The sequence below is a fragment of the Caulobacter sp. 602-2 genome (genome assembly GCF_011043625.1).
Taxonomy (GTDB): domain Bacteria; phylum Pseudomonadota; class Alphaproteobacteria; order Caulobacterales; family Caulobacteraceae; genus Caulobacter.
On record NZ_JAAKGT010000012.1, the window covers coordinates 85727 to 111428 of the forward strand.

Sequence of the window (25702 nt, forward strand, 5' to 3'; positions counted from 1 at the left end):
GGTTTATACGCGCGGCCATGTTTGAAGGCCTCTCCCCCCTCGCCCGCGAAGCCCGCTCCTGGCCGTTCGAGCAGGCGCGCGCCACCATCGCCCGCGTCCTGCGCGTGCGCCTCCCCGACCGCGCCGATCAGGAGGCCGCGAAAGCCCTGATCGACGCCGGCAAGACCGACGAGGCGGTGAAAGCCTATCCGGCCCTTTCCAAGGCCGTGATCTTCGAGACCGGCTATGGCCCGTCCGGCCTGCCGCACCTGGGCACCTTCGGGGAAGTGGCGCGCACGACCATGGTGCGCCAGGCCTTCCGCGCGCTCACCGACGACGCCATCCCGACCCGCCTGATCGCCTTCAGCGACGACATGGACGGCCTGCGCAAGGTTCCGGGCAACATCGAGAACCAGCAGCCGCTGATCGAGGACATGGGCAAGCCGCTGACGGTCGTCCGCGACCCCTTCGGCACCCATGACAGCTTCGGCGCCCACAACAACGCCCGCCTGCGCGCCTTCCTCGACAGCTTCGGCTTCGAGTACGAGTTCGTGTCCTCGACCGAATGCTACAAGGGGGGCCTGTTCGACGAAGTCCTGCTGACGGCCCTGGCCCGCTTCGACGCCATCCAGAAGGTGATGCTGCCGACGCTGGGCGAAGAGCGCCGCGCCACCTATTCGCCGTTCCTGCCCATCAGCCCGTCGACCGGCAAGGTGCTGCAGGTTCCGACCCTGGAGCGCAACGTCGAGAAGGGCACGATCGTCTTCGAGGACGAGGACGGCTCCAAGGTCGAGGTCCCGGTCACCGGCGGCCACGTGAAGATGCAGTGGAAGCCCGACTGGGCCATGCGCTGGACCGCCCTGGGCGTCGACTACGAGATGAGCGGCAAGGACCTGATCGACTCGGTCAAGGCCTCGGGCGCCATCTGCAAGGCCCTGGGCGGCATCCCGCCCGAAGGTTTCAACTACGAGCTCTTCCTGGACGAGAACAACCAGAAGATCTCCAAGACCAAGGGCAACGGCCTGTCGATGGAGGACTGGCTGCGCTACGGCGCGCCGGAAAGCCTGTCGTACTACATGTTCCAGAGCCCCAAGTCGGCCAAGAAGCTCTATTTCGACGTCATCCCCAAGGCGACGGACGAGTACCTGCAGCAGCTGGACGCCTTCGGCCGCCAGGAAGGCGCCAAGCAGCTCGACAACCCGGTCTGGCACATCCATGCGGGCAAGCCGCCGGAGCAGGGCTCGCCGGTGTCGTTCAGCCTGATGCTGAACCTGGTGTCGGCCGCCGACGCCTCGACCAAGGAGATCCTCTGGGGCTTCCTGTCGCGCTACATCCCGGGCGCGTCGGCGGAAACCCAGCCGCTGCTGGACCGCCTGGCCGGCTACGCGATCAACTACTACGAGGACTTCGTCAAACCGACGAAGACCTTCCGCGCCCCGACCGACCAGGAACGCGCCGCGATCCTCGACCTGCTGGCCAAGCTGAAGGCCATGCCGGCCGGCACGCAAGACGCCGAGCTGATCCAGAACGAGGTGTTCGAGGTCGGCAAGACCCACGGCTTTGATCCCCTGCGCGCCTGGTTCCAGGCCCTGTACGAAGTGCTGCTCGGCCAGAGCCAGGGTCCGCGCTTCGGTTCGTTCGCGGCGATCTTCGGGATCGATCGCACGATCGCCCTGATCGAAGAGAAGCTGGGCTGAGCCTGACGGCCGATCTTTCGGCCCTGATCGCGGGCTATGAGGCCGTCCCGGCGAGCGCGGGGGAGGGCGGCGCAAGCGTCCTTCGCCTGACCGCGCCGGGGCGGCCCACCCTCTATCTGAAATCCGGAGCGGGGGCCGTCGCGGCCGAGATCCGGGCCGAGGCGCAGCGCCTGGCCTGGCTGGCCGGCCGCGCGCCGGTTCCGTCGGTCCTGGCGTTCGTCCAGGCTGCGGGCGAGGCTCGGCTGCTGACCACGGCCGTTCCCGGCGTCAGCGCTCATGACTGGCTGTCGGCTCATCCCGAACGGGGGGAGGCGCCGGTCGCCGAGCTGGCGCGGATGCTGGCGGCGCTGCACGCCCTGCCGGCCGCCGACTGCCCGTTCGACGCCGCGCCCGCGGCGCGCGTGGAGGAGGCCGCCCGCCGCCTGGCCGCGGGCCTGGTCGACACCGAAGACTTCGACGACGAGCGGGCCGGCGCCGATCCGGGGCGCCTGCTGGAGCAGCTGCGCACGACCTTGCCGACCAGGGTCGAAGCGGTGGTCGCGCACGGCGACTGCACGCTCGACAACATCCTGGTCGAGGACGGTCGACCGACCGGCTTCATCGACGTCGGTCGCCTGGGTCTGGCCGACCGCTGGCAGGATCTGGCCCTGATGCGCCGTTCACTTTCAGAATTCGGGAACGAACTGGCCGATCGCTTCCTGGCGGCCTACGGCGCGGCGCAAGACCAAGACAGGGAAGGCTTTCACCTGTTGCTGGACGAGTTCTTCTGATCGCCGGCCTGCGACACCGTGCCTCGTTTCATGAACGCTTTCTGAATTTCGAATTAAGGGTTTGTGCGAACTTCGGAGTCTAGGCTCGGAACCATCAGAACCAGGAATAGTCCGATGGCTTCCTTCACGCTTCGCCCGCACGACCGTTCGGAATTCGACTCCCTGATCGGCGGCATCGCTTCGCAGTTCCCCGGCGCCCGCATCGAGGCCGCCCACAACGACACCTGGGCCTCCTACCGGGTCGACGTGTCATGCGAGGATCCCCGCGCCGCGGCGCTGCGCGACTGGCTCAACGGCCACCACGCCGACTGCCCGCGCACCTGAGGCGAGCGTTCCCCGATAAGTGCGAAGCGGTTATCGGATGAAGGAATGCTCGAAAGAAAGGTCGGGTCGGCTTACTGGCTGACCCACTGCACGCAGGCGACCCAGGCCACCGCCATGCGGTCGAGCGTGCGGTCGTCGCCGTCGCGCAGGACCGAGGTCAGCTCGATCGTCCGGGCCGTCAGCCGGCCCAGTTCCTTGATCAGCACCTCGCCATCGGTGGTCATCACCACCACCCGGTCGCCGCGCCGGGGCTCGGCCGTCGCCGAGACCAGAAGCCGGTCGCCGTCGCGATAGACCGGCGCCAGGGCGTCGCCCTCGACCTCCAGGGCGTAGAGCCCGTCCTCCCGCGGCCCCGGAAGCTCCATCTCCTCCCAGCCCGCCCCGCGCGGCGCGCCCGCCTCGTCGAACAGGCCCGGCGCGGCCCGCGCCTGGCCGATCAGCGGGATGCCCGCCCGCCGGCCCTGGGCGCTTTCGGTCAGGGCCGCGAACTCCGAGAAACCCACGCCCGTGGCTTCCAGCACCTTGGCCAGGCTCTCGGTCGAGGGCCAGCGGGGGCGCGTGTCGACGTCGCCGCGCTTGGAGCGGTTGAAGGCGGTGGGATCCAGGCCCGCCAGCTTGGCCATGGCCGACGGCGTCATGTCGAACCGCTTGGCCAGCGCGTCGATCGCGGTCCAGATTTCGGCGTGCGAGAGCATGGGGTCCTCCACGCGTCCAGGTGACGGCACGGAAAGGAAATTAAGCCCGCGACCTAGGAATGTAAACCTATGTCCCAAGGTCAAGGTTGACGTTTACGTAAGCGTTGACGTTCCGCAAGGTCCGGTCTAGCGTGAACGGCGATAACCAATGACCCGGCCGGGAAGGCCGGCCGCACCCTGGGAGGGTACCGATGGCAGCCGATCTTCGACGTCCCGAGCGCACGTTCTCGATCCGTCAGCTGTGCAACGAATTCAAAGCCACGCCCCGGGCGCTGCGCTTCTACGAGGACAAGGGCCTGCTGACGCCGGCCCGCGAGGGCCTCAACCGCGTCTATTCCCACAAGGACCGCGTCCGCCTGCAGCTGATCCTGCGCGGCAAGCGCGTGGGCCTGTCGCTGTCGGAGATCCGCGAGCTGCTCGACCTCTACGACGAGAACGACGACGGCGCGGCCCAGATGGCCCGGTCGCTGAAGAAGTTCCGCGAGCGCGCCTCGGCGCTGGAGCAGCAGCGCGAAGACATCGACGGCGCCCTGATCGAGTTGCGCGAGGCCTGCGATCGCCTCGAGAAGCGCCTGGCCGAGATCCGCCCCGACCTCCTGCCGCGCTCGGCCGACTACGAGCAGCTGCTGCGCGCCCGCCTCGACGGCGCCGAAATGGCCCTGGGTAAGTAAGACCCTGGGCAAGTAAGGCTCAAAACACTCAAGGCCGCGCCTGTTTCCGCCAAGACCGGGGGGATGGGCGGGCCTTGGTTCCACCTCCCCGATCCGACCCATCAGGACTGCTTTAAATGACCTATCAGCCGCCCGTTCGCGATCACATGTTCCTGCTGCGCGACGTGCTCAACATCGAGCAGTACGGCAATCTGCCGGCCTTCGCTGACGCCTCGATCGACGTCGTCGAGCAGATCGTCGAGGGCGCGGCCCAGTTCACCGGCGAGGTCCTGGCCCCGCTGAACAGCGTCGGCGACAAGACCGGCTGCAAGCTGGACCCGGTCACCAACACCGTCACCACCCCGCCGGGCTTCAAGGAAGCCTACAAGGCCCTGTGCGAAGGCGGCTGGACGGGCCTCGGCTCTGATCCGACCTACGGCGGCCAGGGCCTGCCGCACGTCGTGAACCTGTCGTTCTCGGAAATGTCGAGCAGCGCCAACATGGCCTTCTCGATGTACCCGGGCCTGGCCCACGGCGCCTATTCGGCGATCCACACCGGCGGCACCGACGCGCAGAAAGAGACCTACCTGCCCAAGATGATCACGGGCGAGTGGACCGGCACCATGAACCTGACCGAGCCGCACTGCGGCACGGACCTGGGTCTGCTGCGCACCAAGGCCGTTCCGCAGGTCGACGGCAGCTACAAGATCACCGGCCAGAAGATCTGGATCTCGGCCGGCGAGCACGACATGTCGGACAACATCGTCCACCTGGTGCTGGCCCGCATCGAGGGCGCCCCGGCCGGCGTGAAGGGCATCAGCCTGTTCATCGTGCCGAAGTTCTTCCCGAACGCCGACGGTAGCGTCGGCGCGCGCAACGAGGGCGCCAAGTGCGTGGGCCTCGAAGAGAAGATGGGCATCCACGGCAACGCCACCTGCGTCATGCAGTACGACGACGCCGAGGGCTATCTGATCGGTGAAGAGAACAGCGGCCTGAAGCTGATGTTCGTGATGATGAACGAAGCCCGCCTGGGCGTCGGCCTGCAGGGCGTCGCCCAGGCCGAAGCGGCCAACCAGGCCGCCGTCGCCTTCGCCAAGGACCGCCTGCAGGGCCGTTCGCTGACGGGCCCGAAGAACGCCGACGGCCCGGCCGACCCGATCATCGTCCACCCGGACGTGCGTCGCCTGCTGCTGGAGAACAAGGCCATCATCGAAGGCGGCCGCGCCTTCCTGTTCTGGACCGCTCTGCACGGCGACCTAGCCCACGCTCACCCGGATGAAGCTGTGCGCACCAAGGCCGAGGACTACATGGGCCTGCTGACGCCGGTCCTGAAGGGCTACCTGACCGACCGCGGCTTCCAGGCCTGCTCCAACGCGGTGCAGGTGCACGGCGGCTCGGGCTTCACCGAGCACTTCCCGGTCAGCCAGTACCTGCGCGACTGCCGCATCGCCCTGATCTACGAAGGCACCAACGGCGTGCAGGCCCTCGACCTCGTCGGCCGCAAGCTGGCGGCCAAGGGCGGCCGCGGCGTGATGACCTTCTTCCAGGAGATCGACCAGTTCGTCGGCGAGAACGACGGCGACGCCGAGCTGAAGCCGTTCATCGACGCCCTGGCGGCGACCAAGGCCCAACTGCAGGACGGCACCATGTGGCTGATGCAGAACGGCCTGCAGAACCCCGACAACGCGGGCGCCGCCTCGACCGACTACATGCACCTCTTCGGCCTGACGGGCCTCGCGTACATGTGGGCCCTGATGGTCAAGGCGGCCAACGCCAAGATCGCCGAAGGCTCCACCGACCCGTTCTTCACGACCAAGGTCGCCACGGCCCGTTATTTCATCGAACGGGTCTTGCCTGACGCTGGGGCGCATCTGGCCAAACTGAAGACCGGCTCGGCGACCCTGATGGCGCTGCCCGCGGAGGCCTTCTGAAAATGAGCGTGCTCGACGTCGAAAAGCCGGCCTTCATGGCCGAAGAGGACATCGCGATCTTCGAGGACGCGGTCGGCAAGTTCTTCGACGAGCACGCTCCTGAAAACGTCGTGGCGACCTGGCGCAAGAACCACTGCGTCGATCGCGCGATGTGGAACAAGGCGGGGGAGGCCGGTCTGCTCGGCCTCTCCACGCCGGAAGAATACGGCGGCTCCGGCGGCGACTATCGCCACGAGGTCGTCCTGATGGAGCAGCTGGGCAAGAAGGGCGTCGACGGCTTCGGCGCCAGCCTGCACAACGCCATCGTCATGCCGTACATCTTCCACTACGGCACCGAGGAGCAGAAGCAGCGGTGGCTGCCGCGCCTGTCGACCGGCGAGCTGGTCGGCGCGATCGCCATGACCGAGCCGGGCGCGGGCTCCGACCTGCAGGGCGTCAAGACGTCGGCCAAGAAGGTCGGCAACCAGTACGTCGTCAACGGCTCCAAGACCTTCATCACCAACGGCCAGACGGCCAATCTCATCATCGTGGTGGCCAAGACCGACCCGGCCGGCGGCGCCCGCGGCACCAGCCTGGTGGTGGTCGAAACAGACGGCGCTGAAGGCTTCGAGCGCGGCCGCAACCTCGACAAGCTGGGTCACGAGGCCCAGGACACCTCCGAGCTGTTCTTCAACGACGTGAAGATCCCGACCGAGAACCTGCTCGGGACCGAGGAAGGCCAGGGCTTCTTCCAGCTGATGGCCCAGCTGCCGCAGGAGCGGCTGAACATCGCCGTGCAGGGCATGGCCACCATCGAGCGGGCGCTGGAGCTGACCATCGCCTACGTCAAGGAGCGCCAGGCGTTCGGCAAGCCGATCATCGCCTTCCAGAACACCCAGTTCGTGCTGGCCGAGTGCAAGACCGAAGCCACCGTCGCCAAGGTGTTCGTCAACCACTGCATCGAGCGCCACCTGAAGGGCGACCTCGACGCCTCGACCGCCTCGATGGCCAAGTACTGGGTGACCGACCTGGAGAACAAGATCGTCGACCGCTGCCTGCAGCTGTTCGGCGGCTACGGCTTCATGAACGAGTACCCGATCGCCCGGATGTACAAGGACAGCCGCGTCCAGCGCATCTACGGCGGCACCAACGAGATCATGAAACTGCTGATCGCGAGGACGCTCTGATGATGTTCGCCGACGCTCCGCCTCCGCCCCCTAACGACACCGCCCGCTCGGCCGTGGTCTGCATCAAGGCCGAGGGCCGCCGCCCGCTGCAGTTCTCCGGCAAGCTGGAGGGCAAGCGTCCCCAGCCCGGCGCCTTCGACCTGCCGCTGAAGCCCGGCGTCGAGCAGTGCAACAACCTGCTGCGCTCCAAGATCGCCACCTGGACGCTGACAGTGAACACCTCGGGCTTCACGCCCTGCCGCCTGCCGCCGCCGGAGTTCGGCCAGCGCGTCGTCTATTCGGCCAAGGCCAGCGCCCGCGGCCTGACCTGCGCCCCGATCCACAAGTCGCCGATCGGGACCTGGAAGAAGTAGCATGTCGATCCACGTCGCCATCGTCGACTGGAAGCTGGAGCCTGGGGCGGACTTCCCCAGGGGCCGTTACAGCCGCGCCCACACCCTGTCGTTCGACGGCGGGGTCACGGCGCTCGGCTCGGCTTCGCCGTCGGTGGTGCCGCTGCCCTGGTCGGACCCGGCGGGCGTCGATCCCGAGGAGATGTTCGTGGCGGCGCTGTCGTCCTGCCACATGCTGACCTTCCTCGACCTGGCCCGTCGCGCCGGCTTCTTCATCAGCGCCTATCGCGACAGGGCCGAGGGAACGATGACCCGGAACGAGCATGGGGCTCACTGGGTTAGCCATGTCGTTCTTCGTCCCGACATCGTCTTCGAGGGCGACGCGCCCGACGAAGCTAAGCTGGCGGCCCTGCACGAGGCCGCCCACCACGCCTGTTTCATCGCCAACTCGGTTCGGACGGATGTCCGGGTCGAGGCGGCGCTCGAAAACGCCCTGCAAAGCCTTTCCACTTCCAATGTTCACATTGGAAGTGGGTGAAAAGGCTTTGAAAACAAAAGTCTAGAGCGCGATCGCGCTCTGGGGCCAACACACTTAAAAGATCGCAGGAAGGAGCCATTCAATGGCCGACGCTTACATCTTCGACGCCGTGCGCACCCCGCGCGGCAAGGGCAAGAAGGACGGCTCTCTGCACGAGATCACCGCCCTGTCGCTGGCCAGCCAGGTCCTGGAAGCCATCCGCGACCGCAACGGCCTGGACACCTCCAAGGTCGACGACGTCGTCCTGGGCTGCGTGGCCCCGGTCGGCGAGCAAGGCTCCGACATCGCCCGCACCGCCGTGCTGACCGCCGACTACGCCGAGAGCGTCGCCGGCGTGCAGATCAACCGCTTCTGCGCCTCGGGCCTGGAAGCCGTGAACATGGCCGCGGCCAAGGTCATCTCGGGTGAAGCCGACCTCACCATCGGCGGCGGCGTCGAGAGCATGAGCCGCGTGCCGATGGGCAGCGACGGCGGCGCCTGGCCGACCGACCCGTCGTCGGCTTTCAAGACCTACTTCATGCCGCAGGGCGTGTCGGCCGACCTGATCGCCACCCTCTACGGCTTCAGCCGCGACGACGTCGACGCCTACGCCGTCGAGAGCCAGCGCCGCGCCGCCCAGTCGTGGGCCGAGAACCGCTTCGCCAAGTCGGTGGTGCCGGTGAAGGACCAGCTGGGCCTCAACATCCTGAGCCACGACGAGACCGTTCGCGGCGCCACCACCATGCAGACCCTGGCCTCGCTGAACCCCTCGTTCACGGGCATGGGCGAGATGGCCTTCGACGCGGTCGCCACCCAGCGCTACCCGCAGGTCGAGCGCATGACCCACGTGCACCACGCGGGCAACAGCTCGGGCATCGTCGACGGCGCCGCCGGCGTGCTGATCGGCACCAAGGAAATGGGCGACGCGCTGGGTCTGAAGGCCCGCGCCCGCATCAAGGGCATGGCCTCGATCGGTTCGGAGCCGTCGATCATGCTGACCGGCCCCTCGCTGGTCACCGAGAAGCTGCTCAAGAAGCTCGGCATGGAAGTCGGCGACATCGACCTCTACGAGCTGAACGAAGCCTTCGCGGCCGTCGTCCTGCGCATGATGCAGGCGCTGGACATCCCGCACGAGAAGATGAACGTCAACGGCGGCGCCATCGCCATGGGCCACCCGCTGGGCGCCACCGGCGCGATGATCCTGGGCACCATGGTCGACGAGCTGGAACGCTCCGACAAGGAAACCGCCCTGATCACCCTGTGCGTCGGCGCCGGCATGGGCACCGCCACGGTCATCGAACGCGTCTGATCCTAATGTCGTAACCCCTCATCCTCCCACGCCGCGATGCGGCGCGGGCCCCTCCTTCTCCCTTTGGGAGAAGGGCGCGCAAGGGTCCACCTCTCCCATGGGGAGAGGGAGGGGCCCGGCCCGAAGGGACGGGAGGGTGAGGGGGTACGGCCTCAAAATCTGAGGAACATCACCATGGAAAACTTCAAGATCGAGGTCGACGGCGACGGCATCGCCCTGGTCACCTTCGACGTCCCCGGCCGTTCGATGAACACCCTGACCGCTTCGGTGATCAAGGAAGTCGGCGAGCTGGTCGAGACCATCAAGACCGACGCGGCCATCAAGGGCGTCGTCATCACATCGGGCAAGGCCTCGGGCTTCTGCGCCGGCGCCGACCTTGGCGAACTGGGCGGCTCGGGCGGCCTGGGCGGCAATGACCTGCAAGCCGCGTTCGACGCCGGCTTCGCGCTCAACAAGGCCTTCCGCGGCCTGGAAACCAGCGGCAAGCCGGTGGCCGCGGCCATCAACGGCCTGGCGCTGGGCGGCGGCCTGGAATTCGTCCTGGCCACGCACTACCGCGTGGTCGCCGACCTGCCGAAGCTGCAGCTGGGCCTGCCGGAAGCCAAGGTCGGCCTGCTGCCGGGCGGCGGCGGCACCCAGCGCCTGACCCGCCTGATGGGCGTGATGGCCGCGGCCCCCTACCTGCTCGAAGGCAAGTCGATGAAGCCGGCCGAGGCCCTGGGCCTCAAGGTCGTGCACGAAGTCGTGCCGGCCGGCACGGAAGTCGAGGCCGCCAAGACCTGGATCAAGACCAAGGGCGACCCGGTCGCTCCCTGGGACAAGAAGGACTTCAAGATCCCCGGCGGCGGCCCCTACACCCCAACCGGCGCCCAGGTGTTCATCATGGGCAACGCCATGCTGCGCAAGAACACCTACGGCAACTATCCGGCCCAGCAGAACATCATGAAGGCCGTCTATGAAGGCCTGCAGGTTCCGTTCGACGCCGCCATCCGCATCGAGACCCGCTACTTCATCAAGACCCTGATGACGCCGCAGGCCAAGGGCATGATCCGCACCCTGTTCCTGTCCCTGCAGGAGCTGGGCAAGGGCGCTGGCCGTCCGGCCGGCGTGCCGCACTACGACGTCAAGAAGGTCGCCGTCCTGGGCGCCGGCATGATGGGCGCGGGCATCGCCTACGTCCAAGCCATGGCCGGCATCGAGACCGTCCTGATCGACCAGTCGCAAGAAGCCGCCGACAAGGGCAAGGGCTACGCCGAGGGCCTGGTCAAGAAGGCCGTCTCGCGCGGCAAGATGACGGCCGAGAAGGGCGAGGCCATCCTGGCGCTCATCCACCCGACCGCCGACTACGACAACGTCAAGGGTTCGGACTTGGTCATCGAGGCCGTGTTCGAGAATCGCGACATCAAGGCCGACGTGACCAAGAAGGCCGAGGCCCAGCTGGCCGACACGGCCATCTTCGGCTCCAACACCTCGACCCTGCCGATCACCGGCCTGGCCGAGGCTTCGGTGCGTCCTGCCTCGTTCATCGGCATCCACTTCTTCTCGCCGGTCGACAAGATGGGCCTGGTCGAGATCATCATGGGCGAGAAGACCAGCCAGGAAGCCCTGGCCAAGTCGATCGACTACGTCCTGAAGATCAAGAAGACCCCAATCGTCGTCAACGACAGCCGCGGCTTCTACACCTCGCGCTGCTTCGGCACCTTCGTGCAGGAAGGCATGGAGCTGCTGAGCGACGGCATCGCGCCTGCGATCATCGACAATGTCGGCCGCGCCACCGGCATGCCGCGCGGTCCGCTGGAAATGCACGACGACGTCGCGCTGGACCTGTCGCACAAGATCGCCGTCCAGACGAAGAAGGACCTCGGCGACAAGTACGAGGAGCGTCCGTTCACCGCGATCATCGCCAAGATGGTCGAGGATCTGGGCCGCTACGGCCGCAAGAACGGCAAGGGCTTCTACGACTATCCGGAAAACGGCCCCAAGACCCTGTGGCCGGGCCTCTCGGACTTGGTCGAAGTGACCGTGAAGGACGCCGACAAGGCGCTGATCGAGCAGATCCGCACCCGCCTGCTGTACCGCCAGGCCGTCGAGGCCGCGCGCTGCTTCGAGGAAGGCGTGATCGTCGATCCGCGCGAAGCCGACGTTGGGGCCATCCTGGGCTGGGGCTTCGCGCCCTGGACCGGCGGTCCGATCAGCCTGATCGACGGCGTGGGCGTGGCCAAGTTCGTCGAGACCCTCGACCAGCTGGCCGCGGCCTACGGCTCGCGCTTCACCCCGCCGGCCCTGCTGCGCGAGATGGCCGCCAAGGGCGAGACCTTCTACGGCCGCTTCGGCGTCAAGGAGAAGGCGGCCGCCTAAGGCTCGCTTTCGCCCTTCAGGCGAAATGAGGAGGCCCGGCGGCGACGCCGGGCCTTTTTCTTTGCGCCGCCGCATCAATGCCGCCATCGCCGCGCCCCATCGGCCGGATACCTCGACCTTCACCGCGCGTTGTCAGCCGGAAGCAGGGATTCTGGATGGCCGGCAGGCGATCGACAGTTCGCCGCAAGAGGCCTTTCACCCTCGCCCTGATCGTGGCGAGCGGCCTGCACGTGCTGCTGGGCGTGGGGCTGCTGGCCGGGATCAAGGTGATGCCGCCGCTGGTCGAGCAGAACCTGATCGTCGACCTGGTGGACGCCGCCCCGCCGCCCGCGCCGCGCGTCGAGGCGCCGGCCGCCCCGGCCGCTGCGCCGGCGGCCCCGAAGGCGCCTCCGGCCCGCGCTGTCGTTCCGCCGCCTCCGCCCGCCCAGGTGGCTGCGGCGCCCGCGCCGAGCCCGGCGCCAGCCGCGCCCGAGGCGCCGCGCGCCGCCGTCGCCCCGCCGGGTTTCAAGTCGAGGGGAACGCCCACGCCCGGCGGCGATGATCTGCGCACGGCCGCGCGCCAGGGCGGGGGTTGCAACCACGCCGACCTCTACCGCCTGACCAAGGCCGAACGCGCGGCCTGCGACGACAAGCTGGGGATCAAGGCCAAGGACGCGCCGATGTACGCGGTGATCGACCAGGCCAAGAAGGACTTCTTCGACGGCGCCTGCAAGAAGGACGACGAGTGGTGCCTCTACCGCACCGGCCAGGGGCCGTATCCGGGCCTGCTGGCCCTGATGAAGAAGAAAAAGAGCGACTGGTGAGGGCCCCCTCAGTCGCTCCGCGACAGCTCCCCCAGAGGGGGAGCATCTTCTTCTAGATCCTTCCCCTCTGGGGGAGGTGGCCCGGAGGGCCGGAGGGGGTCCCACGACACGAAAAAGGGCGGCCCTTGCGAGCCGCCCTTTCCGTGTTCGAACCCGAACCCTTCGCCTACCAGCTCTTGCTGACGCTCAGGAACAGGCGGCGTTCGACTTCCAGGCCGGCGCTCTGGCGCTGGCGGTTGTCGCCGAGGTTCTGGCCGCTGATCGCCACGGTCACGCCGTGGTCGAAGGTGCGGGCCACGCGGCCGCCGATGGCGGCGTAGCTTTCGATCTTCACCAGGCGCGGGTTGGCGCCGACGGCGTACAACGCATAGGCCTCGTGGTCGCCCACCAGGGTGACGAAGCCGTCGGCCGTCCAGGCGCCGCCGGTCCAGCCCAGCGAGGCGTTGGCGCGGTTCTCCGGCGTGGTCGCGCCGAAGGCGGCCGAGCGCAGCAGCGGCGAGAAGCCGGCCAGCGGCTCGTCGTCCACCTCGGTGTGGGTCCAGTCGGCGTTCCAGCGGAAGCCGGCGCCGAACTCGCCCGAGGCGGCCAGCTCAAAGCCGTTCATCTTGCTCTCGCCGATGTTGCGGTAGCTGAGCACCGGCAGGCTGACCTGCGTGGCGGGCACGTCGATCTGGGCCGAGGTCGGCTGGCCCTTCACGTCCTCGGTCTTCTGGATGAAGGCCTTGGCGCTGATCTGGGCCTTGATGGCCGGCAGGGCGCGCTCATAGGTCAGCTGGTAGTTGGTGACGATCGCCGGTTCCAGGGTCGGGTTGCCGGCCAGGCCCAGGGTGTAGGGACCGACGCTGACGCGGGCCTGCAGGGCGCCCAGGTCGACCAGGGTCGGCACCTGCACGCCGCGGGCGGCGCTGGCCTTGAAGGTGTCGGCGTCCGTGGCGCGCCAGACGAGGCCCAGGTTCCACGACGGCTCTTCGATCTTGCGATCCCAGTAGCCGTTGCCCAGCGGCGGCGAGCCGGCCGGGAAGGCGCCGTCGCGCGACAGGTCCAGGCTGTCGTAGCGGCCGGCGGCGGTGAAGGCGAGCTTGTCGCTGATCGCCCAGTTCCACATCGCCGAGGCCGACAGCACGTCGTAGCTGACTTCCGCGCCGCCGATCGGGGCGGTGTTGACCTCGTTGTGGCGGTATTCGCCGCCGAGGCGGATCGTGTGCTTCGCGCCGATCTTGAACAGGTCCTGGGCCGAGACGACCGTGATCTTGTTCTCGAAGCGCGCCTTCTGGCCGAGGATCAGGTGCTTGGCGGTCAGGTCGTTCTGGTAGGCCGAGAGCTGCAGCTGGCCGGCCTTGGTGTCGGCGGTCAGCGTGCCCTTCAGCGAGCTCGTCAGGTACTTGCTGGGCGAGTAGGCGTAGTTGGACAGCATGTCGCTGACCTGGACGTTCGAGTACGAGCCCTCGACGCGCAGCTCGGCCTTGTCGGTCAGCTGGGTGACGGTGTCGATGTTGGCCGAGATCTTGGCCGGGTCGTTCAGCTGGCTCTTGGCCACGCCGGCGACGGTGCTCTTGAACTCGTCGCTCTGGCTGGCGCCGCCCGAGACGCGGGCGCTGAAGCGCTCGCCCAGCTTGAAGGTCTTGGCCAGCGAAACCTCGCCGTAGCCGAAGTTGCCGCCGCGCACGGTGATGTCGCCGGCGTCGTCGAACTTCGGGTTGACGGTGATGATGTTGACCACGCCGCTGACGGCGTTGAAGCCGAAGAGCGCGCTGTTGGGGCCCTTGACGACCTCGATCTGGCGGATCTCCGACAGCTGCACGGGCAGGGTGGCCCAGGCGGTGTAGCCGTAGTGGTCGAGATAGACCTGACGGCCGTTGATCAGCACCAGCAGGCGCGGCGACATGGCCTGGTTGTAGCCGCGAACGCTGACGTCGGCGGCGCCGGCGCCCCAGGTCGTGACGTCCAGGCCGGCCACGCGCGACAGGATGGTCGGCAGGTCGACGGCGCCCGAGCGGGTGATGTCGGCGGCCGAGATGATGGTCATGTCCACCGGCGCTTCGGTCGAGCGCTGCGGGGCGCCCGTGGCGCTGGTGGTGACCGGCTCGTTGAACAGCTGCTCGAGCGAGCCGTAGTCGATCGATTGGGCGTGAGCGGCCGAGGCGGCGGCGACGAGGAGGCCCGCGGAAACGCCGGCCAGGAGAGTCTTCTTCATGGATATGTCTCTTGTGCTGGCGGCGATCAGACTTCGCGGATCATCATGCGGAAGGCGGACTTGAAGACCGCGCCCACGGCCGCGGCGGCGCCGCGGTTGACGATGATCTCGACCTTGGGATCGGCCGACACGCTCATGACGCAGGCGCCGCTGGCGGCGCAGGACGCGTCCGAACCGATGGTGATGATCTTCTTGGCCTTGGCGGCCGCGCCCACGGGGGCGGCGTTGACGCCGGTGGTGACGTAGAGGGCGGCCACGCCGCCCACGCCCGAGACGGCGCCGGCTTCGACCGGCTTGGCCGTCAGGGTCAGGGTCCCGGTGTTCAGGCCGCCGCCGATGGCGGCCATGACGGCGTTCTTCTCGGCGACCGAGGCCGGCTTGGACGGGTCGAACACGACGCCCAGCACCGCCTTGCCGGTGGGGCCGTTCTCGAGGAAGGTCAGCGCGCGGCCGGCGATCTGCACGTCCTTGGCGGCGTCGGCATGGGCGCTGATCGGCGCGATGGTGAGGAGCGCCGCGGCCAGCGCCACGACGGGTTTCTTCTTCGACATTCTGTTGAAATCCCCTGCCCTTTGTTGGGCTTGTGGGCGGGGTGATGGCGCGCTGGGTGTAAAGAAGACGTAACGGCGACGAGGTGACGCCGTTATGCAAACGTTTGCACTGGTCGGGTATCCGACAGTGAGACAACTTCAGGTCAGCAAGTGACCTTGCGTTATGGAAGGTCTATTCGCGTCGTGGCCTGATCTTGAGTTGTATTTGGACAGAATGTCGCAGTCCGAACTTATTTCAGATCGCGCGGGTCAGATCGCCAGGCGCTCGGCGGCGACCCCGGCCGCCCGCAGGGCCGCCAGGCGGGCGAAGGCCAGGGTCAGGGCCTTGCGGCGGGCCCCCGCCAGCGGCGTGACGGGCGCGGCCCGCACCACGGCGCCGCCGAAGCCGTCGGCGACGATCAGGCCGGGCTCCTCCGGCAGGATCCCCTCGGGAAACTGCGGGGCGACGGCGAAGTGGAAGGCGTCGCAATAGGGGCCGTACTCGCCCCACTTGCGGTCGACGCGATAGTCGTCCAGCCCCGACTTCACCTCGACGATGACGATGTCGCCCTTGGGGCCCAGCGCCATCAGGTCGGCCCGGCGGCCGTTGGGCAGGGTCACCTCGGCCAGCGGCGCATAGCCCAGGTCGACCAGCAGCCGCGCGGCGCCGCGGGTGACGGCCAGGGTGGTCTCGGGGCGTCCCATGGCCGAGGGGGGGAGGCTGATGTCGACGACGACGTCCATGTCGCCACCATGTTCCATCTTTGTTCGCGGCGCAAGCGAGGCTTCCTTCGAGGCGCGCCCTCACCCCCGCGCGTGCTTGGTCACCCTCAGGCGCGAGACGTCGTAGCCCATGGCCTTGGCCCGGTCGGTCAGGGTCTGGGTCAGGCCGGGCGTGGGCTTGTCGCGGGTCAGCAGCCAGAGATAGCGGCCGCTACCCTCGCCGACGATCGCCCAGCTGTAGTCGTCGGCGTGGTCCAGCACCCAGTAATCGCCGACGAAGAAGGGGCCGAAGAACGACACCTTCAGCTTGGCCCCAGTGGCCTTGTCGACCACCTTGGCCTTGCCCAGGCTGACCTTCTCGATGCCCTCGGGGCCGCCCTTGCGGCAGGTGTTGCGCACCTCGACCAGGCCGTCGGGTCGCAGCGCGTATTCGGCGGTGACGCCTTCGCAGCCCTTCTCGAAGCGGAAGTCGTAGCGGGCGGCCTCGTACCACAGGCCCAGATACTTGCTCAGTTCGACGGGCTTGGCCGGCTGCGGGGGCCGGGGATTGCCGACGGGGCCCGCGCCCGCGCAGGCGACCGCCGCGCCGAGGGCCAGCACGACCGCGCCGGCCAGCGCCAGGTGGCGTCGCCGCACGCTCAGGCCTCCGGCTGCTGCGGGAAGACCAGCTTCTCGTAGCCCAGCGCCTTGACGCGGGCCAGGGCGGCCGCCTTGGCGGTCTCGTCCATCACCGGCTTGCGCGCCAGCAGCCAGACGAAGTTGCCGCCGGGCGTGGCCATGATCGCCCACGAGGCGTCCTCGGCGTGGTCCAGCACCCAGTATTCCTGCTTCTTCAACCCGCCCAGGAAGTTCATCGAGAACTTGGCGTTGTCGGATCCGGCGACGATCTTGCCGCTGGTGTTGAAGGTCTTGGCCTTGCCGGTGGCGCTGTCGCGCCGGCAGACCTGGCGCACCGAGAAGCTCTCGGCGGTCTTGGCCGTGAACTCGGTGGTCGGGGCCTCGCAGTTGCGCTGGCCCGAATTGGGCGTGCGGGCGATCTCGTACCACTTGCCCGAATAGAAGGCCGCCGCCACCGGTTTGGACGGCGGCTGGGCGCCGGCCAGGGCCGGCATGGGAAGGGCCATGGCCGACGTCGCGGCCAGGCTCGCCGCCAGGGACAGGATCAGGCTTACGCGCATTCCGACACCTTGCTGCTTGGCGGGCTTTGCGCCCTGCTCAAGTTCATCCCCCGAAAGGAGGCAAACGCAAGGGCAGGCGGCGGTGTTCCCGGCGCAGCCTTCGCCATTCCGGCCGGGAGGAACGGGTGGTGGTCCTACGGGGCGTCCTGAACCCCCAGCACGGAGGACACGGATAGTTCCGGCGCCACGATGGCGAGATCGTAGCCGCGGATGATCGCGCGCCACTCAGGCGTCAGGGCTTCCAGATCGATGCTGCGCAAAGGGCGCAGATCCACCAGGAACCAGTCGCTTTGCGGCGTGCCCGACGGGCGGGCCAGCATCACGTCCTTGGACCAGTCGCTGTCCTTGCCCGTGGTCGCATCAAACTTGCGCACGGTCCTTTGGCGACCGACCCCGCCGTATCCGGCCTGTTCGCCTTTCGCGCCGGTGACGACGATGTGGAGGGACTTTGCGCCCTCTCCGTCGGCGCGTTCAGCGACGAAGTTCCCCAGGTCGCGCTGGCCGAGTGGATTGTAGCCCTTGTAGAGGTGGTAGGCTCCGAACTTCATCAGGAGGCGCGCCTGCGGGGCCTCGGCAAGGTGCGTCGCCAGCGTCCGCTTCATCAGCCGCGCCCTGCGCCCGTTCGGATCGCCACGGCGAGACTGCGACGCCTGATAGATGGCGCGCGTCTCGCGCAGGGCGGCGAACAGCGCCTTGGCCCGGTCGCCGCCGTCCTGGTCGATGGCCGTTCCAGCCTGATCCAGCGTCGCATCGTCGGCTTTGAGCAGGAACAGGTCCATGGGCGAACCAGAGGTGAGCGCGGCCCGCGTCGCCGCTTGCTCCTGCTTGGCCAGCGCTTCGATCTGGGCGCGAGCGCGCGGCCCAGGGCCCGCCGCCAGCATCTGTTCGAACAGGTAGCCGCTGGCGCCCAGGAATTCCTGGTCCAGTCCCCACAGCTTGAAATCCGGTCCGGCGACGCCCGCGCAATCAGCCGCCGTCCGTCCCTCGTCGCGGCTGTTGAGAAAGGCCATGGCGTCGGGATGAGAGCGCATGAAGTCGGAAATCTGCTGTTCGCGGTCCGGCGCTCTCATGCGTGCGTTGACCGCTCCAGCGGCCTCCGGCCCGGTCTCGACGGCCATGGCCGTCAGGCCGCCGGGGGCCATCAAGCGACAGACGTTCGTGGTGAAGGCGGGGATCTCGCGCGAAAAATGGCTCTCGCCGATGAGGACGTACCGGCTGTCGCCCACAGCCTCCGACAGTATCGCGGCTCCCGGGCCCGCGAAGCCATCCGGCCGGACCGTCAACGGCGATCCTGCCTGCGCCAGACGCTCGGCGAACGTGGGCGGTGCAACAGTCTCGGCATGGGCGAACGCCGCCCACAGGCTTGCGAGCGCCAAAGCGGCCACAGTCGATTTCAGATTCATAGCGCACGCCCCGTTAGACGCAGCAGCCTTACGGAGATCACCAGGAGGTCGCGAGCTAAATCGCGATCATCGGGAAGTTGATCCTCAGTAATGTCGATCGCGGGGCGCAAGCGAAGCCAGGCCAGGCATCTGCTTGCGACGCCCAGATGGTCGCCGCGAGCAGACGCCTGCCTTCGTCGACACCCGCCCTTGCGGCGGGTGCGACGGGAGAGGAGAGGGGCTCTCTTAGTTCAACCTACTCCGCGGCGATGGTCACCGGGACGGCGCGGTCCTTGAAGTTGATGGCCTGCAGGTGGCGGATGCCTTCCTCGGCGATGTCGTCGCCGACCATCCGGTCGCCCTCGGCCTTCAGTTCCTCCAGGTCGACGTACATGGCGTAGAACGCCTTGGTGCGGTCGGTGATGATGCCGGCGTTGAGCAGTGTCTTCACCAGCACCCGGAAGATGTTGGTCTGTTCCTTCATGTGCTCGCGGCGCAGGTCGTCGGTCATGATCTGCCCGTACTCCTCGACCACCTTGTCGGGGTCCAGGCCGAACTCGCGGTAGAGATCCAGCTGCTGGTGCGGCGAGACCAGGTTGAACAGCAGGGTCTGGAAGCAGTGAGCCGCCCAGTCCTCGATGATGGCGTGCTCTTCCGGCGAGAGCTTGGGCACGGTGCGGTCGGCCCAGATCTTCCCGAACTTGTGGTGGAAGGCCTCGTCGGTCATCACCAGCTGCAGCAGCTTCTTGCCGAGCGGATCGTGGATTTCCTTGAAGAAGGTGGCGAAGGCGCCCATGGCCAGGCCCTCGACCAGCATCTGCATGCCGATGATCTTCTTGTAGACCTCAGGCGCGGCGATGATCTCGACCAGCAGGCTCTTGAGCGCCGGGCCGCATTCGACCGGCTTGCCCCAGCGGGCCTTGATGTACTTGGCGAAGGCGGTGACGTGGCGCGCCTCTTCGCGGGTCTGGTTGGCGGCGTATTCCTGCGCGCCCTGGTCTTTCAGCACGTGGCACAGGCTGGCCGACAGGTTCAGCGCGCCCTGCTCGCCGTGCAGGATCGACGAGAAGCTGCGCAGCACCGACTGGTTGATGAAGCGGGTGCGCTGCTTGGGATCGGAGAGGTGGTTGGAGACGTAGTCGGTCGACAGGGCGATCACCAGGTCCTCGGGAACCAGCGGCTGGTTCTCCATGTCGAACGGCTCGTCGAAATCGATATAGGCCTTGTCGAGCGGGTCCCAGAAGTGGTCGTGGGTGGCCGAGATGATCTTGTCGAAGGCGCTCGATCGGTTTCCGTACCGGTCGAGTTCGAGCATGGACTCGAAGTCGTCGGGCGCCACCGCATCGTACATGGCGTCCTTGGTGATGTTCTTGTCCGTCACGGTCGGCTCCTCTCCTGTAGGCCTCTCGGCTGCTCGACGGGGCCCGTCTGGCGCGGGCCTCTCCTCGAGTGAACACTGTCCACTCAAACTTCCGGTACGGTCAAATTAAAAATGACGGACCCGTCACCTTCGCCGCAGCCGCTTGAACCAGAATGGGAAACATCGCCGTGGGCCTGCCAATGGGACTGAATGTCTTTGTGCTGACCGGAGCAGGGGTGTCCGCCGAGAGCGGGCTTGGCACCTTCCGCGACGAAGGCGGGGTATGGACGCAGTACGACCTGGCCGAGGTCGCCACGCCCGAGGGCTTCGCCCGCGATCCGGCCAAGGTTCGGGCCTTCTACAACGCCCGCCGCGCCAACCTGGCCGCCGCCGCGCCCAATCCCGCCCATTTCGCCCTGGCGCGGCTGGAGCGCGAATTGGCGGCGCGGGGCGGGCGGCTCTTTCTGTGCACCCAGAACGTCGACGACCTGCACGAGAAGGCCGGATCGACCGCCGTCGTCCACATGCACGGCGAGCTGGCGGTCACCCGCTGCCATGCCTGCGAGGCTGTCCGTCCCGACCCCGGCCCGCTGGACGCGGAGGCGGTGTGCGGATCCTGCGGCGCGGGCGGCATGGCGCGGCCGCACGTCGTCTGGTTCGGCGAGGTCCCGCTATTCATGGACGAGATCTTCGACGCGCTGGAGGAGGCCGACCTGTTCGTCGCCATCGGCACCTCGGGCTCGGTCTATCCGGCCGCCGGCTTCGTGGGCGAGGCGCGGCGGATGGGCATCCGCACCTGCGAGATCAACCTGGAACCCTCCGACAACGCCCGCGCCTTCGACGAGCGCCTCTACGGCCCGGCCGGCGAGGTCGTGCCGGCCTGGGTGGAGGCGGTGCTGCGGTAGGGGCGCCCTGCGATCCCCAACGTCCCATCATTCCCGCCACAAGGACGGGAATGACGGGAGATGAGGGGCGGCGCCGGCCTCCGCCTAGTCCTCCACCACCGGCGGCGGGATCAGGGCCAGGAAGTTGCGTACCAGGGGCGAGGCGTCGCCGGCCCGGGTGGCGATGGCCAGCGGCACCTGGGGCGCCGCGCCGTCGAGCGGGCGGTAGACGACGCCGCGCACGGCCAGCTGGGCGATCGAGCCTGGGGCCATGGCCACGCCCAGGCCGGCGGCGACCATGTTGATCATCGCCACGATGTGCGGCGTCTCCTGGCCGATGGTCGGCTCGAACCCTTCCTGGGCGCAGGTCTCGCGGATCAGGCCCAGGAACGTGCGGCCGATCCCCTGCGAGAAGATCACGAACGGCTCGCCCGCCAGCGCCGCCACCGGCACCCGGGCCTGGGCGGCCAGGGGGTGGCCGGCCGGCAGGGCCAGGATCAGCGGCTCCTCGCCCAGGGGCAGCAGGTCCAGACCCTCGGCCGCGACGTTGCCGGGGCGCACGAAGGCCGCGTCCAGTTCCGAATGCAAAAGGCGCTCGGCGAGGCGCGCCGAGTGGCTTTCCTCGACGATCAGGCTGGCGTCGGGATACTTCCAGTGGAACACGGCGAAGGCCTCGGTCACCGCCGGATGGAAATTGGCCGACGAGGTGAAGCCGACCCGCAGCGCGCCGACATGGCCGCCGCCGGCCCGGCGGGCGGCTTCCTTGGCGCGTTCGGCCTGCTCAAGGATCAGCCGGGCCTCGGCCAGGAAGGCGCGGCCGGCCTCGGTCAGTTCGGCGCCGTGCGGCCGGCGCAGGAACAGCGGATAGCCGATCTCCTTCTCCAGGTCGCGGATCTGCTGGCTCAGCGGCGGCTGGCCGATGCCCAGACGCGCGGCCGCGCGCGTGAAGTTCAGCTCTTCCGCGAGGGCGACGAAATAGCGGACGTGGCGCAGTTCCATGGGGTGGCGCGAAACTCGGCGGAAAGTTCAGGCGGGCGGAAGCTTGCCCCGGACGGTCGGGCGGGCGCCTTTCCAGAGGAACACGGCCAGAGCCGCCAGAGCCGCTGGGATCAGGGCCAACAGCCATACGATCACCACGACCGTCAGTTGCAACACCGATAACGCGACCACGAGGGTCTTGTTCTCCGGCTTGCTTGCCTTGGGGCCTGTGATGGACACTGACGCAATCTCTCGCAACGCGGCTGGCAAGACTGCGCACGGCGAGCGAGCGCGTTCTGGCCAGTCGTCAGCGGTGTTGCATCGACCTCCGACGAATCTGCGATAAGTATTGCGCAGAATCCGTAATATTCAATCGCAAACTCCCGCGACGGGGGATATTGTGTATTTGCGCACCGTTCGTTGCGCGAATTTTGAGGCAAAATATGGACGGCGCTCCAGGTATATCTGGAAAGTATTGCCTCATATCTTTTGAGTATCGCTGATCAGCCTTCCAGCGTCGCCAGCACCTTCGGGTCGCGGCGGGCCAGATCCACCAGCCGCTCGACCAGGGCCTCGCGGCTGTCCAGGGCCAGGCCGTCGCGCAGGCGCGCCATGCGATCGCGCACCGCCTGCAGGCCCGGTTCGTCCAGGGCGTTGGTCGCGACGACCACGGCGGCCTGGTGCTTGCAGGCGCCGAACTTGGCGAACCCCGGACAATCGCAGCGGCCCTCGCCGGCCGGCGCGCGAAGCTCGACCACATAGAGGTCGCCGGCGCTGCCGGTGACGTGGGCGGTCACCGCGTCGTCCTCGATCGACACCAGGTCGACGTCGCCCTTGTCGGCGATCGCCGCGCCGCTTTCGAACCAGCGCTCGTCCATCCGCTCGCGCCAGGTTTCAGCGTCAAACAGGCTCATGCCTCGTCCTCGATGCGATGGATGTCGTCGTCCGACAGCCCGAAATGATGGCCGATCTCGTGGACCAGCACGTGCTCGATCAGCGCGCCGAGGGTCACATCGCCGCGTTCGCACCATTCGTCCAGGATCGGGCGGCGATAGAGGAAGACCATCGAGGGCTGGGCGCCCACGTCCAGCACCGAGCGGCGCGACAGGTCCACGCCCTGGTAGAGGCCGGTCAGTTCGAACGGGTCCTCGATACCCAGGCTGTCAAGCACCTCGTCGGTCGCGAAGTCGTCGATGCGGAAGACGACGTCGCCGGTCAGGCGGCGGAACTCGTCGGGCAGGGCGTCGAAGGCGGCCTTGGCCAGGGCGGCGAAGTCGTCCAGCGAGGGGGCGAGGCGGTCGGTCCAGGTCATGAACCTGAAATAGCGTGATTGCTCGCTGGGGGAAGGGGCCAGATCGCGCTCGCGCCGCGCGCGGTCTAAGCTGCCAAATCTGATTCGACCCTTACGCCTTCTGGGGCTAGCGACACGCCGGATGACATCGCTCGATCTGATCCTGGCCGCGGCGGCCGGCGCGGTCTGCCTGGCGATCTGCGCCACGCTGTGGGCCCTGGCCCAACGACGCGCCTTCGACGCGCGCATCGCCGGCATGCGGCTGCGCCTCGACGCGCTGGAGAGCGGTTCGGTGGCGGCCCAGGCCTCGGCCGAAGCCTTCGACAACGCCCTGGTGGCGGTCGAGGACGGCGCGGCCCGCCTGGTGTCGGGCGACGACAGCCTGCACGCCTGCGCCCAGGTGCTGAACGTCGAGGCCACGCCTGACGCCCTGGTCGAGGCGCTGATCGCCGGCGATCCCGACCACGCCGCCCGCCTGAAGGCCCTGTTCGAGCGCGGCGAGGCCTGCGCCTTCGAGGCCCGCGGGCCTGGCGGCCGGGTGATCGTCGAGGGCCGCGCGGCCGGCGCCCTGGCCTGGCTGCGCCTGGCGGCCCAGACCGGCGACCTTGGCCTGCCCAGCGCCGCCCGCTTCGCCGCCTTCGTCGACGGCCTGTCCGAACCGGCCTGGATCGCCGCCGCCGACGGCGCGCCGACCTGGGCCAACGCCGCCTATCTGCGCGCCGTGGGCGTCGACAACGCCGCCCAGGCCGCGCGCGCGGGCAAGACCTTCGATCGCGCGGTCGACGCCCTGGCCGTCGAGGCCGCCGCCAAGGTCGAGCGTCGCGAGAGCGTGCGCTGGACGCCGATCGACGGTCGCCGCCGGGCTTTCCGCTTCACCGTCAAGCCGCTGGACGGCGGCGGGGCCGGGGTGTTCAGCGCCGACGTCACCGAGGTCGAGGACGTCCGTGAGACCCTGAAGAACCACGTCGCCGCCCACGACGAGACCCTCAACCACATCGCCGACGGCGTGGCGATCTTCAGCGCCAGCCGCCGCCTGTCGTTCCACAACACCGCCTTCGCCGAGCTCTGGGGCCTGGAGCCGGCGTGGCTGGCCGAGCGTCCGACCCACGGCGAGGTGCTGGACCGCCTGCGCCAGCGCCGCCGCCTGCCCGAGACGGTGGACTATGCGAAGTGGAAAGCCGCCGAGCTGGCCCGCTACGAGGACCTGGGGCCCCAGGCCGACGAGCTGTGGGACCTGCCCGACGGCCGGACCCTCAAGGTCGTGCGTCAGCCTCACCCGCTGGGCGGCATGCTGCTGCTCTATTCCGACATCACCGGCGAGCTGCGCCTGAAGGCCCAGTACAACGCCCTGATCCAGGTGCAGCAGGCGACGCTCGACAAGCTGAACGACGCCGTGGCCGTGTTCGGCTCGGACGGCCGCCTGCGGCTGCACAACGAGGCCTTCGAGACCTTCTGGAACGTCACGCCCCAGGCCCTGCAGGCCGCCGGCGACTTCGAGGGCGTGGTCGAGCTTTGCGTGCGCCGCCTGCACGACCTGTCGTTCTGGCGCGAGCTCAAGGGCCGGGTGGCCGATCCCGATCCGCAGATGCGCGCGCCGACCTCGGGCGAGGTGCGCACCTCCGACGGCCGCATCGTGGTCTATCAGAGCCGGCCGCTGCCCGACGGCGCGACCCTGATCGCCTTCGCCGACGTCACCGACACCCGTCACCTGGAAAGCGCCCTTGCAGATCGCTCCGCGGCTTTGGCCGAGGCCGAGCGGCTCAAGCGCGACTTCGTCGGCAATGTCTCCTACGAGCTGCGCACGCCGCTGACGACGATCATCGGCTATTCCGAACTGCTCGAGCGGGCCGAGGGGCTGCATGAGCGCGGCAAGGGCCACGTGGCCGCCGTGCGCGCCGCCGCCACCCAGCTGGCCCGCTCGATCGACGACGTGCTCGACATGGCCCAGATCGACGCCGGCGAGATGGCGCTGGAGATCGAGGACATCCGCGTCGTCGACCTGCTGCAGGGCGCCTATCAGCGCGGCGGCAAGGACGCCGAGATCGGCGGCGTGACGCTGGAAGTGATCTGCGACGAGGACGTCGGCCTGATCCGCGGCGACGCCAAGCGCCTGAACCAGACCGTCGACCACCTGGTCGAGAACGCCCTGCGCCAGACCCCGCCGGGCGGCAAGGTGACGATCTCGGCCCAGCGCGCGCTCGGCGAGGTCAAGCTGCACGTCAAGGACACCGGCCGCGGCGTGCCCTTCCACGTCCAGGCCCACATCTTTGACCGCTTCGTCGGCCGTGATCGCGGCGGCCCGGGCCTGGGCCTGGCGCTCGTCAAGGCGCTGGTCGAGCTGCACGGCGGCTGGGTGGCCCTGGAGAGCGAGCCGGGCGCCGGCTCGACTTTCACCTGCCACCTGCCAGAGACCCAGCACCCGGGCGCGGCCCAGCCGGAGTTCGGGTTCTAGGCGATCCCTCCCACCCCCATCGTCATCCCGGGCGGAGGGCCGCGCAGCGGCCCGCAGACCCGGGACCCAGGCGACTGGGCGCCGTGGTTGGGTTCACCGCCAGCAGGGCGTGGCCGAGGTCGCGTCGCCGGCCCCTGGGTCCCGGCTCTCCGCTGCGCTGCGGCCGGGACGACGACGCAAGTGTGAAAACAAAAAGGGC

The 25702-nt window shown here is 68.4% G+C and carries 25 protein-coding genes; 13 read left to right on the forward strand and 12 right to left on the reverse strand.

Annotation, left to right across the window (positions count from 1 at the left end):
• The first annotated feature begins 17 nt into the window (after positions 1–17).
• The 3 genes from G5B46_RS20315 (at position 18) to G5B46_RS20325 (ending at position 2770) form a co-directional block, all read left to right on the forward strand.
• Entirely contained in the window at positions 18–1676 is a 1659-nt protein-coding gene (locus G5B46_RS20315) for a lysine--tRNA ligase (protein ID WP_165261875.1), read from the forward strand.
• A gap of 2 nt (positions 1677–1678) precedes the next feature.
• Positions 1679–2446, forward strand: coding sequence for an APH(3') family aminoglycoside O-phosphotransferase (locus G5B46_RS24560; RefSeq protein ID WP_276611613.1), 768 nt, complete (start codon positions 1679–1681; stop codon positions 2444–2446).
• Between the two features lie 114 nt (positions 2447–2560).
• Positions 2561–2770: a hypothetical protein gene (locus G5B46_RS20325; RefSeq protein ID WP_058348051.1), complete on the forward strand. Its 210-nt coding sequence runs from the start codon at positions 2561–2563 to the stop codon at positions 2768–2770.
• 71 nt (positions 2771–2841) lie between these two features.
• On the opposite strand, the gene G5B46_RS20330 is transcribed toward G5B46_RS20325, so the two are convergent.
• Positions 2842–3465 carry a helix-turn-helix transcriptional regulator gene (locus G5B46_RS20330; protein ID WP_165261876.1) on the reverse strand — a complete coding sequence of 208 codons (624 nt, stop codon included), beginning with the start codon at positions 3463–3465 and terminating at the stop codon, positions 2842–2844.
• A gap of 191 nt (positions 3466–3656) precedes the next feature.
• Here G5B46_RS20330 and G5B46_RS20335 point away from each other — a divergent pair, with 191 nt between their 5' ends.
• The 8 genes from G5B46_RS20335 (at position 3657) to G5B46_RS20370 (ending at position 12531) form a co-directional block, all read left to right on the forward strand.
• Positions 3657–4136, forward strand: a complete 480-nt coding sequence (locus G5B46_RS20335; protein ID WP_101718614.1) for a MerR family DNA-binding transcriptional regulator — start codon at positions 3657–3659, stop codon at positions 4134–4136.
• Positions 4137–4252: 116 nt separating this feature from the next.
• Positions 4253–6046 carry an acyl-CoA dehydrogenase C-terminal domain-containing protein gene (locus G5B46_RS20340; protein WP_165261878.1) on the forward strand — a complete coding sequence of 598 codons (1794 nt, stop codon included), beginning with the start codon at positions 4253–4255 and terminating at the stop codon, positions 6044–6046.
• A 2-nt stretch (positions 6047–6048) separates the two neighbouring features.
• Positions 6049–7212, forward strand: coding sequence for an acyl-CoA dehydrogenase family protein (locus G5B46_RS20345; RefSeq protein ID WP_165261880.1), 1164 nt, complete (start codon positions 6049–6051; stop codon positions 7210–7212).
• Positions 7213–7214: 2 nt separating this feature from the next.
• Positions 7215–7565 (forward strand): hypothetical protein, encoded by a 351-nt coding sequence (locus G5B46_RS20350; protein WP_165261968.1) that lies wholly within the window; start codon positions 7215–7217, stop codon positions 7563–7565.
• A gap of 1 nt (position 7566) precedes the next feature.
• Positions 7567–8082, forward strand: a complete 516-nt coding sequence (locus tag G5B46_RS20355; protein WP_165261882.1) for an OsmC family protein — start codon at positions 7567–7569, stop codon at positions 8080–8082.
• A gap of 82 nt (positions 8083–8164) precedes the next feature.
• On the forward strand, positions 8165–9370 hold the full coding sequence (locus G5B46_RS20360) for an acetyl-CoA C-acetyltransferase (RefSeq protein ID WP_165261884.1): 1206 nt from the start codon (positions 8165–8167) through the stop codon (positions 9368–9370).
• Positions 9371–9544: 174 nt separating this feature from the next.
• Positions 9545–11728, forward strand: a complete 2184-nt coding sequence (locus G5B46_RS20365; RefSeq protein ID WP_165261886.1) for a 3-hydroxyacyl-CoA dehydrogenase NAD-binding domain-containing protein — start codon at positions 9545–9547, stop codon at positions 11726–11728.
• A gap of 155 nt (positions 11729–11883) precedes the next feature.
• Positions 11884–12531, forward strand: a complete 648-nt coding sequence (locus tag G5B46_RS20370; RefSeq protein WP_165261888.1) for a hypothetical protein — start codon at positions 11884–11886, stop codon at positions 12529–12531.
• Between the two features lie 166 nt (positions 12532–12697).
• Here G5B46_RS20370 and G5B46_RS20375 read toward each other — a convergent pair whose 3' ends face one another.
• The 7 genes from G5B46_RS20375 to G5B46_RS20405 all read right to left on the reverse strand — a co-directional run bounded on the left by G5B46_RS20375 (position 12698) and on the right by G5B46_RS20405 (position 19919).
• Positions 12698–14725, reverse strand: coding sequence for a TonB-dependent receptor (locus G5B46_RS20375; RefSeq protein ID WP_165261890.1), 2028 nt, complete (start codon positions 14723–14725; stop codon positions 12698–12700).
• A gap of 26 nt (positions 14726–14751) precedes the next feature.
• Complete coding sequence (locus G5B46_RS20380) at positions 14752–15276, reverse strand: hypothetical protein (RefSeq protein ID WP_165261892.1); 525 nt, start codon at positions 15274–15276, stop codon at positions 14752–14754.
• A gap of 249 nt (positions 15277–15525) precedes the next feature.
• Complete coding sequence (mmcB, locus tag G5B46_RS20385) at positions 15526–15999, reverse strand: DNA repair putative endonuclease MmcB (protein WP_165261894.1); 474 nt, start codon at positions 15997–15999, stop codon at positions 15526–15528.
• A 60-nt stretch (positions 16000–16059) separates the two neighbouring features.
• Positions 16060–16620, reverse strand: a complete 561-nt coding sequence (locus G5B46_RS20390; protein ID WP_205691795.1) for a lipocalin family protein — start codon at positions 16618–16620, stop codon at positions 16060–16062.
• A complete protein-coding gene (locus G5B46_RS20395) occupies positions 16617–17156 on the reverse strand; it encodes a lipocalin family protein (RefSeq protein ID WP_165261898.1) in 540 nt (179 codons plus the stop codon). The genes G5B46_RS20390 and G5B46_RS20395 overlap by 4 nt, the downstream gene beginning before the upstream one ends.
• 134 nt (positions 17157–17290) lie before the next feature.
• Positions 17291–18559 carry an erythromycin esterase family protein gene (locus G5B46_RS20400; protein ID WP_165261900.1) on the reverse strand — a complete coding sequence of 423 codons (1269 nt, stop codon included), beginning with the start codon at positions 18557–18559 and terminating at the stop codon, positions 17291–17293.
• Between the two features lie 235 nt (positions 18560–18794).
• Positions 18795–19919, reverse strand: a complete 1125-nt coding sequence (locus tag G5B46_RS20405) for a ferritin-like domain-containing protein (RefSeq protein ID WP_116489128.1) — start codon at positions 19917–19919, stop codon at positions 18795–18797.
• 179 nt (positions 19920–20098) lie between these two features.
• On the opposite strand from G5B46_RS20405, the gene G5B46_RS20410 reads away from it, so the two are divergent.
• Positions 20099–20803, forward strand: a complete 705-nt coding sequence (locus G5B46_RS20410; protein ID WP_165261902.1) for an NAD-dependent deacylase — start codon at positions 20099–20101, stop codon at positions 20801–20803.
• Between the two features lie 84 nt (positions 20804–20887).
• On the opposite strand, the gene G5B46_RS20415 is transcribed toward G5B46_RS20410, so the two are convergent.
• From G5B46_RS20415 to G5B46_RS20430, 4 genes are all read right to left on the reverse strand, one after another.
• A complete protein-coding gene (locus G5B46_RS20415) occupies positions 20888–21781 on the reverse strand; it encodes a LysR substrate-binding domain-containing protein (protein WP_165261904.1) in 894 nt (297 codons plus the stop codon).
• 27 nt (positions 21782–21808) lie between these two features.
• On the reverse strand, positions 21809–22000 hold the full coding sequence (locus tag G5B46_RS20420) for a hypothetical protein (protein WP_276611610.1): 192 nt from the start codon (positions 21998–22000) through the stop codon (positions 21809–21811).
• Between the two features lie 263 nt (positions 22001–22263).
• Complete coding sequence (locus G5B46_RS20425) at positions 22264–22674, reverse strand: SWIM zinc finger family protein (protein WP_165261908.1); 411 nt, start codon at positions 22672–22674, stop codon at positions 22264–22266.
• On the reverse strand, positions 22671–23072 hold the full coding sequence (locus G5B46_RS20430) for a metallopeptidase family protein (RefSeq protein WP_165261910.1): 402 nt from the start codon (positions 23070–23072) through the stop codon (positions 22671–22673). The genes G5B46_RS20425 and G5B46_RS20430 overlap by 4 nt, the downstream gene beginning before the upstream one ends.
• A gap of 121 nt (positions 23073–23193) precedes the next feature.
• Between G5B46_RS20430 and G5B46_RS20435 the strand changes: the two genes are divergently transcribed.
• Positions 23194–25503: a PAS domain-containing sensor histidine kinase gene (locus G5B46_RS20435; protein ID WP_165261912.1), complete on the forward strand. Its 2310-nt coding sequence runs from the start codon at positions 23194–23196 to the stop codon at positions 25501–25503.
• Positions 25504–25702 lie beyond the last annotated feature (199 nt).